Below are 11,853 nucleotides of genomic sequence, written 5' to 3' on the forward strand. Positions count from 1 at the left end.
CCCGGGGGGACCGTCCGTTCGGCGGTTCAGCCGGCGAACGGGTGCGTACAGGTGGTGACCTGCTTGGCCACGTCCAGCGCGGGGCCGGCGGTGGCGCAGACCATCTTCAGGTTGGTGCTGACGACGCGCGGGGTGACCGCCTTGGCGGAGCCGAGGCGTACGGTCGCCGCAGTCGCGACCGTCTCCCACGGGCTGCCCCACGCCTTCTGCGCCCTGACCTCGACCTGAACGAGCGTCAGCTGCCCCGGGTCGGCGGAGACCTGGGCGACACCGGCGACGCCGGTGACGTCCGTCTCCTGCCAGACGCACGGGTGATTGAGCACGGCGGCGCACGCCACCGGGGTGTTCTCGGACGTCGCCGTGGCGGCCGTGGCGGCCGTGGCAGGCCCGGCGGTGAACGCCGCTATCCCTGCCATCGTCGCCATCACAGCTGCGATCCGAGCGCGCATGATCTCAACCTCCTTGAAAACAAAGGGAATCTCACGGGGTGAGATGAGTCTTGCACGGATTGTGGCGGCGCCCCATGTGTCGTCCGTCACACTCATGGTGACCGTTCAACTACATGCTGCAATGTCGTGCCCGAACGTTCAGTGTGCGGACATATCGACGTTGTGGCGATGTCTCCTGCGAATGTGATGAACAGTCAATGAAACGTGCTGGTCGTGTGCCGGTTCACTCGTCCGGGTGGCGGCTTGCCGTGGGGCCGGATCGGACGGATACCATCGACCCGACCCACGGAGGTGGCGCGTGGACACGGTCATCGTGCAACTGCCCGACCGGGCAACGGCGGTGGCGCCCGGCGGGCGGCCCGGACTGCTGCGGATGGGCCCCGGCGAGACGGCGGTGTTCGGGCGCGGCGAGCCCGGCCGGGCCGTTCCCATCCCGCTGCCAGACCAGGGCGTCTCCCGGCGGGCCGGCGAGATCACCGCGGCCGAGGACTACTGGCGGCTCTCCAACTTCTCCGCCACCGCCACCTACGTCGTGGAGAACCTCGAAGGCGCCGGCGAGCACGTCAAGGTCGCGCCCGGCCGGCTCGGCGCCCCCGTGCCGTTCGAGTTCTCCCGGGTCCTGCTGCCCGCCCTCGGCGAACCCGCCTCGTTCAAGGTCTTCGCCCCCCAACACGCCTACCTGGACGGCGAGTCGGACGGCGCCGAGGGCGAACGCACCGTCAGCCCGTTCGCCCTCGACCCCACCGCCAAGTACTTCCTCGTGCTGCTCGCCCTCTGCGAACCCCGCCTGCGCTCGCCCTCCGCCGCCACCGTGCCCGGCGCCACCGACGTCGTCACGCGACTGCGCGCCCTGCCCTCCTGCCGCAGCCTCACCCGCTCGGCGGTGAACTACCACATCGACTACCTGGTGTTCACGAAGCTGCGGCTGCGCGAGCCCTTCGACGACGACCGCGGCGGCGGCAAGCGCGAGGAACTCGCCGCCCTCGCCCTCAGGTTCGACCTCGTCCGGGAGGAACACCTGGCTCTGCTCCCGCCCCGGCACCCGGCCGCCCGGCCGTGAGCCCCGCCGCCCGCCCCGGGCACCGGCCCGTCGACGTGCCGGACGGCTACCCGGTGGCCGGCTACCGGATCGGCGAACTCCTCGGCGCCGGCGCCTGGGGCAGCGTCTACGCCGCCCGCGGCCCCGACGGCGCCCAGGCCGCCGTCAAGCTCCTCGGCCCCGCCCGGCTCAGCCCCGGCCAGCGCGGCGCCATGGCCCAGGTCGCCCACAGCGAACTGCGCTTCAGCAGCCGCGCCGACCACCCGCACCTGATCCGCACCCTCGCCGTCGCCACCGTCGACGACCCGGCCCACCCCGCGCTCGACGGCGCCCTCGCCCTCGTCATGGAACGCGCCGCCCGCAGCCTCCAGGACGTCCTCGCCGCCGCGGGCCCCGGCCGGCCCGTCCCCGGCGCCGACCGCATCCTCACCCAGGTCTGCGCCGGCCTCACCCACATGCACCGCGCGGGCTGGGTCCACGGGGACCTGAAACCGGCCAACGTCCTCCTCATGCCCGACGGTACCGCCAAGCTCGCCGACTTCGGCCTCACCGCCGAACTGGAGGGCACCCACGCCTACGCCCCGCCGCTCGGCTCGCCCGACCACGTCCCGCCCGAGTGGTGGTCCGAACGCACCGGCGCCCGCGGCGTCGCCCTGCGCCCCAGCACCGACGTCTGGGCCTTCGGCGTGCTCGCCCACCAGGTGCTCACCGGCGGCCTGCACCCGTTCCTCGGCGCCACCGCCCGCGCCCGCTCGCTCGCCGCCCAGGCGTACGCGCGCGGCGCCGCGCCGCTGCGGCTGGACGAGGCCCTGCCCGGGCGCTGGCGCGCCGCCGTCACCGCGTGCCTCGCCGCCGACCGCGAGGACCGGGCCCGCGCCGACCTCGCCGCGCTGGTCGCCGCCGCCACCGCCCGCACCGGCGCCCGCCGGCTGCGCCGGGCGACGCTCGCCGGGCTCGCCGCCTGCGTCCTCGTCGTCCTCGCCCTGACCGGCCGCCCCGAGCCGAGCGGCACCGGGCCGACTGGCACCGGGTCGATTGGCGCGCCCCCGCCGCTGCCCGGCGCGATCCCGGCCGGCTCCGACGTCCCGGCCGCCTACCGCGGCATGATCGAGGACGCCGCCCGGCGCTGCCCCGAGCCCGAGGTCACGCCCGTCCTGCTGGCCGCGATGCTCAAGGCCGAGAGCGGCTTCGACCCGAACGCCGCCCGCCCGGAGACCGGCGAGTACGGCATCGCGATGTGGACGCCCTCGGTGTTCAACGCCTGGAGCAAGGCCGCGGCGCACCCCGGCCCCAAGGACTACATGGACCCCGGCGACGCGATCGCCGCCATGGGCAACTACGTGTGCTGGCTGGACCAGCAGATAAAGCACCACGGCTTCACCCACGACCTGCCCGCCCTCGTCGCCGCGGCGTACCGGACCAGCGACAAGACCGTGGCCGCCGCGGGCGGCGTCCCGGACCGCGTCCGGGCCCACGTCGACCGGGTGCTGGGGTACCTGCACGACTACGGCGGCTGACCGGGCACAGCGGGACGAATACCCCGGCGGACCGGCGCGGGCACCCGGCGGGGCGACGGCCGGTCTGGGATCCTCGCGGCATGATCACGAAGTTCCGTGCGGTCACCGCGCAATGGACCGTCGTCGTTCCGTTGCTGGCCTTCCTCGTCCTGGTCCTGACCTGGCACCGCGACCTGCCCGGCTGGGTGGTGGGCGTCGTCGCCTGCTTCCTCGCCGGTGCGGTGCTGTCCGCCGTCCACCACGCCGAGGTCATCGCGCACTGGGTCGGGGAGCCCCTCGGATCACTCGTCCTCGCGGTGGCCGTCACGGTCATCGAGGTCGCGCTCATCGTCACGCTGATGGCCGACGGCGGCGACAACGCCGCCACCCTGGCCAGGGACACCGTCTTCGCCGCCGTGATGATCACCTGCAACGGCATCCTCGGACTGTCCATCCTGGTCGCCGCGGTCAAGTACCGCACCGCCGTCTTCAACGCCGAGGGCACCGGCGCGGCGCTCGGCTGCGTCGCGACCCTGGCCACCCTGAGCCTCGTGCTGCCGACCTTCACCACGAGCTCCCCGGGCCCGCAGTTCTCCACCACCCAGCTCGCCTTCGCGGCCACCGCGTCGCTCGTGGTCTACGGGCTGTTCGTGGCCACGCTCACCGTGCGCCACCGGGACTACTTCCTGCCCGTGACGGCCGAGGGCCGGGTGCTCGACAAGGCGGACGGGGACGAGCACGCCGACCCGCCGACCGTCGGCGCCGCCGCCGTCAGCCTGCTGCTGCTCGGCGTCGCGCTGGTGGCGGTGGTCGGCCTCGCCAAGGGCGTGTCGCCGACCATCGAGTCGGCGGTGTCCGACGCCGGGCTGCCGGCCTCCGTCGTCGGCGTCGTGATCGCGCTTCTGGTGCTGCTGCCGGAGACGATCGCCGCGCTGCGCGCAGCCCTGCGCAACCGGGTGCAGACGAGCCTCAACCTCGCCCTCGGCTCCGCGCTCGCCAGCATCGGCCTCACCATCCCGGCCGTCGCGATCGCGTCGACCTGGCTCAGCGGCCCGCTGCACCTCGGCCTCGACCCGGCCCACATGGTGCTGCTCACCCTGACCGTCGTGGTCGGCACCCTGACCGTCATCCCGCGCCGCGCAACTCCCCTCCAGGGCGCGGTGCACATGGCGATCCTGTCCGCCTACGTCGTCCTCGCGGTGAACCCGTGACGAGCCGCCGGCCGTCGAACGTGTAGGAGAGTCCCCGGCGCCGCTCCTTGTGGGAGGGCGGCGCCGGGGACTCACCGTATCCGCGGGACCGCTCAGGCGGAGCGGCGGCGGCGGGCGTAGACGAGGGCGGCGCCGCCCACGACCAGCGCGGTGCCGACGCCCGCGTACAGCAGGGTGCCGTCGCTACCGGTGGTGGCCAGCTTCGGGCCGTTCGCCGCCGGGGCGCCCTTGATCGGCGTCGGGACGCTGACCTTGGCCGGGACGATCAGCGGCTTGGCCGGGTTGACCGGGGTGGGGGCGGACGGGGTCTGCACCGGCACGGTGGCGGTCGGCGCGGGGGCCGACGGCGAGCCGCTCGGGACGGTCGCCGGGCCGGTCGCCGGGGCGCCGGTGGTCGGGGCACCGGTGGTCGGGCCGCCGGCGGCCGGGGTGGTCGGCGCGGCGGTGGGCGACGGCGACTCGGCCGGCTTGGTGGCCGGGGCGGTCGGCTTGTCGCTGGGCTTGTCCGACGGCTTGTCGCTCGGCTTCTCGGAGGGCTTCTCGGACGGCTTGTCCGAGGGCTTGTCCGACGGCTTCTCGGAGGGCTTCCCGCTCGGCTTCTCCGACGGCTTGTCGCTCGGCTTGTCGCTCGGCTTCTCGCTCGGCTTGTCCGAGGGCTTGCCGGTGGCCGGGGTGCTCGGCACCGCGGTCGGGCCCTTCGACGGGGTCGTGCCGCCGCAGTCGACCTTGAAGACCTTGTGCTTCGGGTTGTCCAGCGCCGGGTCGTCGGCCGGGATCTCGCCGTTGACCAGCTCAATGGCGGCCCAGTAGAGCTTGTAGTGGCCGTCCGGCAGGTTGATGTCGTCGGTGCGGACGTCGCCGTTGGCGTCGACCGGCAGGTCGCCGTACGCGACCATCGTCTCGTCGTTGCCGTGGACCTCGGCGATCATCCAGACGATGTCCTGGTTGGCGTCGAAGCCGAACGAGTCCAGGTAGAACGTGCAGACCTTGGGCTCGTTGCGGGTGTCCTCCTGGCCGGTGGCGGCGTCGTGGATCTTGACGGTGCCGTTGTTGCCGGGGGCGTTCTTGCCGCCGGGGGCGGCGTGGGCGGCGGGGGCGAGCAGCATGAGCGCGGCGGCGGTCGGGACGGCCACGAGCGAGCGTGCGGCGGTGGAGCGGATGTGCATGGCGTTCCATCGGGTGCGGCAGGCCGGGACGAGCCTGCACGGTGGCGGAGGGAACCATCGGCGGTTCTCGGCCACATGGCCGAAAACGTAGGATGGGAGGTGCGCAAAAGGTCCCTCACCAGCGGTTTCGGCGCAAGCAGCGTTTGTGTCACTTGTCCGAATTCGACGGTGACTTCCGATTAGTCCGCTACAACGATCGGATCACCGGGTTGTGGTGAAGCGGTGTCCGTCCCGCGATGCGGCCCGCCGTACACGCGCCCGGCCCGGGGTGCGAGGATGACCCCGACCGCCCCCGACGGCGGACCTCCGCCGACCGGCCGCCCCCCGTACCCCGGGGCGGCCCGATCCGGGCACACGGCGACGAGGTCCGCACTGCGTACCCCGGCAGCCACTCCGGCGCGGCGTCTCCCTGCCCGCAATCCTCCTGCGAAGAAGACGCATCGCGATGCACCGCACCCTCAACCCTGCCCAGGGCCCTTCCGGCCACCCCCTCTCCCTCCCGCTGCGCACCGCCGCCGTCCTCGGCGCCGGCGGCCTCCTGCTGACCGGCTGCGGCAGCGGCGCCGCCGATCCCGGCGCCCAGGCCGACCTGCGCGCGAGCCTCCCCCAGGCGGTCAAGGCCGCCGGAGTCCTGCGGATCGGCTCCTACCTCCACTACCCGCCGGTCGACTTCCGGGACACCGACGGCAAGCCGGCCGGGCTCGACCCGGAGATCGCGGCCGCCGTCGGCGACTACCTCGGCCTGCGCGTCGAGTTCACCGACCTGCCGTTCGAGCAGCTGATCCCGGCCGTCCAGGCCAAGAAGATCGACCTGGCGATGTCCGCCGTGATCGACACCAAGCAGCGCCAGCTCGGCGCCGCCGACGACGGCCACCAGGCGGACCCGGGCGTCGACTTCGTCGACTACTTCACCACCGGCACGTCGATGGTCGTCAAGGCCGGCAGCCAGCTGTCCCTCACCACCGTCGACGACCTGTGTGGCCACACCGTCGCCGTCCAGCGCGGCACCCTCCAGGACGACTTCGCCACCCGGCAGCAGGCCGCCTGCCCGCGCACCGGCAAGCAGCTCAAGGTCGACCGCTTCGACAGTGACGACCAGGCCCTCGCCGAGGTCGCGAACGGCACGGCCGTCGCCGACCTGAACGACTACCCGGTGGCCCAGTACAACACCACCACCCCGGCCAGGACCGGCAAGTTCCAGCTGGCCAACACCCACTTCCTGCAGTCCGGCCCGTACGGCATCACCGTCGCCAAGGACAACGCCGTGCTGCGGGACGTCGTCTCCAAGGCGCTCGACCAGGTGATCCTCGGCGGCGGGTACGACAAGATCGTCGCCAAGTGGAACGTCACCCCTGGCGCCGTCGCCAGCACGGTCGTCAACGGCGGTCTCTGACCCGACAGCCCAGGTCCCGCCCCGGTGGCCGGTATTGACCGGTCGTCGGGGCGGGACCGCGTGTCGGGCGGCGGCGGGTGGCGGCGGTTCTTTATCGTCGGGTCCGCCGACCCAGCAGCCGATCAGACCCGTGGGAGTGCGCGATGCCCGGCCCAGAGCAGCAGTCGACCGCCCCAGGACCCGGCCCCGTCCCCGGCCCCGGCTCCGCCACCGGCCCCGGCTCCGCCTCCGGACCCGCCACCAGCCCCGCCTCCGGACCCGCCCGCACGGAGCACTGCGCGGACGTCATCGTGGTCGGCGCCGGCCCCTCCGGCTCCACCGCCGCCTACCACCTCGCCCGCACCGGGCTCGACGTCCTCCTCCTCGAAAAGTCGGCCTTCCCCCGCGAGAAGGTCTGCGGCGACGGCCTGACCCCGCGTGCCGTCAAGCAGTTGACCGACCTCGGCATCGACGTCTCCGAGGACGCCGGCTGGCTGCACAACCGCGGACTGCGCCTGGTCGCCGGCCGCCGCACGATCGAGTTCGACTGGCCCGAGCTCTCCGCCTTCCCCGGCCACGGCGCCGTGCGCCGCCGCGCCGACTTCGACGAACTGCTCGCCCGCCGCGCCGCCTCGGCCGGCGCCCGGCTGGTCGAACGGGCCAACGTGGCGGGCCCGTTGGTCGACGAGCGCAGCGGCCGGATCACCGGCGTCACCGCGAAGCTCGGCGACGACCGCAGGCCCGTCAGCTACCACGCCCCCGTCGTGGTCGCCGCCGACGGCAACTCCACCCGCCTCTCGCTCGCCATGAAGCGCTACCGCCGCACCGACCGCGCCATGGGCGTCGCCTACCGCACCTACTTCGAGACCCCGCGCCACGACGACCGCTACCTGGAGGCCTGGCTCGACCTGCGCGACCCCACCGACCCCGGCCACCGCCTCCTGCCCGGCTACGCCTGGGTGTTCGGCATGGGCGACGGCACGGCCAACGTCGGCCTCGGGGTGCTCGACACCGCCGGCATCGACCTCGACTGGCGCGAGCTCCTGCGCCGCTGGTGCGAGGCGCTCCCGCCCGAGTACGCGTACCGCGCGGACGCCGTCACCGAACCGGTCCGCGGCTCCGCCCTGCCCATGGGCCTCAACCGGCAGCCCCACTACGCAGACGGCCTGCTGCTGATCGGCGACGCGGGCGGCACGGTCAGCCCCGGCACCGGTGAGGGCATCGCCTACGCGATGGAGTCCGGCCGCTACGCCGCCGAGACGATCGTCCAGGCGCTCGCCCGCCGCACCGACCGCGGCCGTGAACTCGCCCTGCGCGCCTACCCGCAGGCGCTGCGCTCGGCCTACGCCGGCTACTTCGCGCTCGGGCGCCTCGCCGCGGACCTGCTCGGCCGCCCGAAGCTGCTCGCCGCCGCGGGCGCGGCCGGGCTCGGTCGCCCGGCGCTGCTCAACGTCGCCTTCCGGCTCATGGTCAACCTGACCGAGCCCAACGCGAAGGATTCGCTCGACCGCCTGCTCCACCTGATCGGGAGGGTCGCGCCGGGGAGGTGAACGAGCGGGCGGATTGGCCGAAAGCAGGGGCTTCGGCGGGTCATTGCCGACCTTCGATTGACGGATGGTCAGATGATCCGCTTGCCTGGGTGCCGAAATCCCCCCTGATGACGGAGACCCCGTGCGCCTTCGCCTGCTCGTCGCCCCCCTCGCCGCGGCCGCGGCCCTGTCCCTGACCGTCCCGGCCGTCGCCGCCGACCGGGCCACTCCCGCCGGGGAGTGCTCCGCCGCCTTCCACGACGGCGACGCCCGCCTCGGCCCGCAGGACCTGCCGACCAGCGGCCCGGTCGGCGAGCAGGTCGACGGCTACCACCGCACCGGCGGCGCGAGCGACCGCGACTTCCTCGCCCAGTACTGGGACGCGACCGCCAACGGCGGCAAGGGCGGCTGGAAGTACCCGCCCGCCGACGGCTTCGTCACGCTGCCCGACGGCAGCCCGGTCGAGTTCGACCTCACCCTCCACCCGAACGAGAACATCGACCGCTACGGCAGCGAGTACGGCGCCTTCCTCGCCCCCGAGGGCCTGCCCTACGAGAACCGCGCGATACCGCCGCAGAGCCTCGACGGGAACCCGGCGGCCGGCTGCAACTACCACGACTACAAGGTGGTCAAGGAGTTCACGGTGCACGCCGGCCCGATCGCGCCGTGGTTCAACCAGCCGGGCTGGGGCCTGCAGTACCAGCTCGACGCGACGCTCGTGCCGGGCGGCCCGGCCAAGCTGAACGTGCTCTGGCTCGTCGACAACGGCTACCTGGCCCGGATCTGATCTTGATCTTCAAGGCCGGCCCGGCGGGGGCGCGGGCCCCGCGTGCTACCAGAGGTCGCCGGAGCGCCAGTCGCAGGTCAGCAGGCCGGTGAGGTCCAGCGGGGCGGTGGCGGGGAGGACGAACACCCCGCCCTCCTCGTCCGGGGTCGGCCGCTCCTCGCCGTGCGGCGTCATCGCCGCGAGCGGGCCGCGCCACTGCTGCCAGCCGCGGTTGCGGTAGAACTCGACCGCGGCGTCCGACGAGCTCAGCGCGCCGAGCTCGTACGCGCCCTGGACGAGGCCCGCGATCGAGCCCATCAGCACCGAGCCGTGCCCGCGCCCCTGCCGGTCGGCCCGGACGGCGACGCCCTCGACGTACCCGGTCCGCAGCTGCCGCCCGTCGTGCCGGAACACCCGCGGCACGACCGCCGCGTGCCCGATCAGCACACCGTCCTCCCGCAGCAGCGCGTGCACCCCGCCGAGCGCGTGCTCCCAGTCGGCCTCGGTCAGGTCGGCGCCGAAGACCTCGAACAGCAGGGCCCGGGCCTCGCCCAGCGCGGATGCGTCCAACTCGGCCGTGCGGGCCGTCAGTAGCTCGATCACCCGCCGATCCTCGCACGGCCGGGCGGGCCCGCGCCGGGCCCCGGTAAAACCGCTGGCGGGCCGGGCGGGAAGCGGAGTAGGAAGGTCGGATGAGCACCGACCAGCGGACCTTCCGGCGCACCGTCCTCGACCTCGGGGACGTCGTGCTGCGCCCGTTCGGCCGCTCCCTCGACCTGCCGGGCGGCACCGTCCCGGCCCTCGTGGCCGCCGCGGCCGAACCGCTGATCCTCGCCTATACCCCGTTGGGCACCGACGACCCGGCCGCCGCCGAGGCCTACCTCGACCGCTGCGACGAAGCGTGGGCCGAGGGCCGCACGGGCGCCTTCGCGATCACCGACGCCGCCGACGGCACCCTGCGCGGCAACGTCGCCCTGTACTGGCGCGACCGCGAGGACGGACTGGCCATGATCGGCTACTGGCTCCTCCCCGCCGCCCGCGGCCGCGGCCTTGCGACCCGCGCCGCCACCGCCGTCGCCCGCTGGGGCGTGGAGACCGCCGCCGCGCGCCGCATCGAAATCGCCCACGCCGTCGGCAACGAAGCCTCCTGCCGTGTGGCCGAACGCTCCGGCTTCCCCTACGAGGGCACCCTCCGCGCCTCCTACCGCCACAAGGGCGGCGAGTACTTCGACGAACACCTCCACGCCCGCCTCGCCGCCGACCCCTGGTGACGCGCGGAGCGGTCCGCTCCGGTCCGGGGCCGGGTCGCCGCCCCCCGGCACCGGTTGACGGGCCGTCTGCCGAGGTCGTCTAGTACCGGCCGCGGGCCTTGTCGTATACCGACCGCAGCCACGGCTCGCGGACGGCCGGGAGCCGGGCCAGCGTGTGCACGAACAGCGCGCGGTCGGGGCGGAAGCCGGCCGGCGGGCTCGGCGGGAGGGGGTCGTCGCGCTGGACACCCGCGGGCAGCCCGCCCGTCGCGGGGATGCGGGCGCCGCCGTCCGGAAAGGCCAGGTGGGCCCAGACCTCGGCGTCCAGCGGCACCGCCGCGGCCGGGCCGTCGGGCCGCCACACCTCGCCGGTCACCGGGTGCCGGGGGACGAGGACGAGGTCCGCGCCGGGCGCCGGCAGTCCGGGGCCGGCCAGGGCGAGCGTCCGCACCGGCGGGCCCGGCGGGAGCAGCGCGTCGAGCGTGGGGCCGAAGGCGGTGGCGAGGAGCCCGCGGGGCACGGCCACCCGGGCGCCGGCGGAGGCCGCCAGCACGTGGGCCAGCGCGATCCCGACGGCGGCCGCCCACCGCGGGCTCCAGTACCCGGTGGGATCGATCGGCGGGATCCCCGCCCACTCCCAGCCGGTGGCGGGCAGCGGAGGGCCGTCGACGGGCAGCCGGAGCACGGCGTCGGGTGCGAGCCAAACGGCCTGCCAGAGGTAGCAGTCGTCGATCCGGGTGGCGACCGGCAGGCCGCAGGCGGCGCAGGCGAGGTTCGGGCCGAGGCCGCCGTCGGAGCCGCAGCAGCCGTCGCAGCGTTCGGGGATCACGACCGTGCCGCGCGTGTTGCCCGGGGCCAGCAGGATGTGGCCCGCCGGGCCGAAGGACACGGCGCCCACCGGCGCGTACACCCCGGGTGCCGCCGGTTCGTCCGCCCCGGTCTCGTCCCCGTACCGCCACGGTGGGCCGTACGGTTCGGGGTCCACGGCGTACGTCCCGGGCTCCATCAGCGGCGGGAGGAACCTGTCCCCGTAGCTCTGGTGGGCCTGCACCGGAAGCGCGACCCGCGAGACGGGGGCGGTCAGTTCGGCACCGCACCCCGCGCACGCGAACACCGCCATGCAGCCTCCCCCGTCCGTGGCCCTGCGGAGTATTCCGGCTCCCCGGCGGGGCGCCAAACGGATTTCCGGCAGCCGCACGAGAAGTCGGCCCGGCCGACTTCCGGTGCACGTTCCCCGCTTCGGAACCGGAGGCCGGCCGGCAGCGCGCAGGGTGGGGCGGAGGCCTAACCTGGAAGGGCGCATTCCGTGTGCGGCCCACGGCCGCGCACGGGTTCCGGAAGGGAATCGGTGGGCCATGACCGTGGTCTCGACGGCACTCTTCGGCACCGACTGGCGCTCCGCGCGGACCGGTGCCGCCGACCTCCCGCGCGAGTGCGCCGCCCGCGGCTGGACGGTCGTGCTGACCGGCCCCGGCCCCGCCGGGGCGCCCGCGCTGACCGTGACCACCCCCGGGAGCGACCCCGTGCGGGCCGCCCTCGACCTCGTCGGCGGCGCCGCCGAACACGCCGTGTACG

At 74.5% G+C, this 11,853-nt stretch carries 12 protein-coding genes and 1 pseudogene; 9 read left to right on the top strand and 4 right to left on the bottom strand.

Annotation, left to right across the window (positions count from 1 at the left end; translation table 11 throughout):
- Nucleotides 1-26: 26 nt before the first annotated feature.
- Nucleotides 27-449 (bottom strand): hypothetical protein, encoded by a 423-nt coding sequence (locus AB0O00_RS19015; protein WP_363653205.1) that lies wholly within the window; start codon nt 447-449, stop codon nt 27-29.
- Between the two features lie 298 nt (nt 450-747).
- Here AB0O00_RS19015 and AB0O00_RS19020 point away from each other — a divergent pair, with 298 nt between their 5' ends.
- From AB0O00_RS19020 to AB0O00_RS19030, 3 genes are all read left to right on the top strand, one after another.
- Nucleotides 748-1,509, top strand: coding sequence for a serine/threonine protein kinase (locus AB0O00_RS19020; protein ID WP_363653207.1), 762 nt, complete (start codon nt 748-750; stop codon nt 1,507-1,509).
- Nucleotides 1,506-3,005, top strand: a complete 1,500-nt coding sequence (locus AB0O00_RS19025; RefSeq protein WP_363653209.1) for a serine/threonine-protein kinase — start codon at nt 1,506-1,508, stop codon at nt 3,003-3,005. Before AB0O00_RS19020 ends, AB0O00_RS19025 begins: the two co-directional genes overlap by 4 nt.
- An 80-nt stretch (nt 3,006-3,085) precedes the next feature.
- Entirely contained in the window at nt 3,086-4,195 is a 1,110-nt protein-coding gene (locus AB0O00_RS19030; protein ID WP_363653211.1) for an ionic transporter y4hA, read from the top strand.
- A gap of 92 nt (nt 4,196-4,287) precedes the next feature.
- On the opposite strand, the gene AB0O00_RS19035 is transcribed toward AB0O00_RS19030, so the two are convergent.
- Nucleotides 4,288-4,515: an LPXTG cell wall anchor domain-containing protein gene (locus AB0O00_RS19035; RefSeq protein ID WP_363653224.1), complete on the bottom strand. Its 228-nt coding sequence runs from the start codon at nt 4,513-4,515 to the stop codon at nt 4,288-4,290.
- A 151-nt stretch (nt 4,516-4,666) separates the two neighbouring features.
- Between AB0O00_RS19035 and AB0O00_RS19040 the strand changes: the two genes are divergently transcribed.
- From AB0O00_RS19040 to AB0O00_RS19055, 4 genes are all read left to right on the top strand, one after another.
- Entirely contained in the window at nt 4,667-5,005 is a 339-nt protein-coding gene (locus AB0O00_RS19040) for a Yae1 family protein (protein ID WP_363653226.1), read from the top strand.
- An 801-nt stretch (nt 5,006-5,806) separates the two neighbouring features.
- Nucleotides 5,807-6,754, top strand: a complete 948-nt coding sequence (locus AB0O00_RS19045) for an ABC transporter substrate-binding protein (RefSeq protein WP_363653212.1) — start codon at nt 5,807-5,809, stop codon at nt 6,752-6,754.
- Between the two features lie 143 nt (nt 6,755-6,897).
- Nucleotides 6,898-8,283 (top strand): geranylgeranyl reductase family protein, encoded by a 1,386-nt coding sequence (locus AB0O00_RS19050; protein ID WP_363653214.1) that lies wholly within the window; start codon nt 6,898-6,900, stop codon nt 8,281-8,283.
- Between the two features lie 121 nt (nt 8,284-8,404).
- Nucleotides 8,405-9,049, top strand: a complete 645-nt coding sequence (locus AB0O00_RS19055) for a TNT domain-containing protein (RefSeq protein WP_363653216.1) — start codon at nt 8,405-8,407, stop codon at nt 9,047-9,049.
- A 45-nt stretch (nt 9,050-9,094) separates the two neighbouring features.
- Here AB0O00_RS19055 and AB0O00_RS19060 read toward each other — a convergent pair whose 3' ends face one another.
- Complete coding sequence (locus AB0O00_RS19060; RefSeq protein ID WP_363653218.1) at nt 9,095-9,631, bottom strand: GNAT family N-acetyltransferase; 537 nt, start codon at nt 9,629-9,631, stop codon at nt 9,095-9,097.
- Nucleotides 9,632-9,720: 89 nt separating this feature from the next.
- Here AB0O00_RS19060 and AB0O00_RS19065 point away from each other — a divergent pair, with 89 nt between their 5' ends.
- Nucleotides 9,721-10,299, top strand: a complete 579-nt coding sequence (locus AB0O00_RS19065; protein ID WP_363653220.1) for a GNAT family N-acetyltransferase — start codon at nt 9,721-9,723, stop codon at nt 10,297-10,299.
- Nucleotides 10,300-10,378: 79 nt separating this feature from the next.
- Here the strand turns inward: AB0O00_RS19065 and AB0O00_RS19070 are convergent, their stop codons facing one another.
- Nucleotides 10,379-11,398, bottom strand: coding sequence for a hypothetical protein (locus AB0O00_RS19070; RefSeq protein WP_363653222.1), 1,020 nt, complete (start codon nt 11,396-11,398; stop codon nt 10,379-10,381).
- Between the two features lie 235 nt (nt 11,399-11,633).
- Here AB0O00_RS19070 and AB0O00_RS19075 point away from each other — a divergent pair.
- Nucleotides 11,634-11,853 (top strand): annotated as a pseudogene (locus tag AB0O00_RS19075) (hypothetical protein); the annotation flags it as partial.

Origin of the sequence: Kitasatospora sp. NPDC093558 (genome assembly GCF_040683475.1) — a bacterium.
GTDB lineage: Bacteria > Actinomycetota > Actinomycetes > Streptomycetales > Streptomycetaceae > Kitasatospora.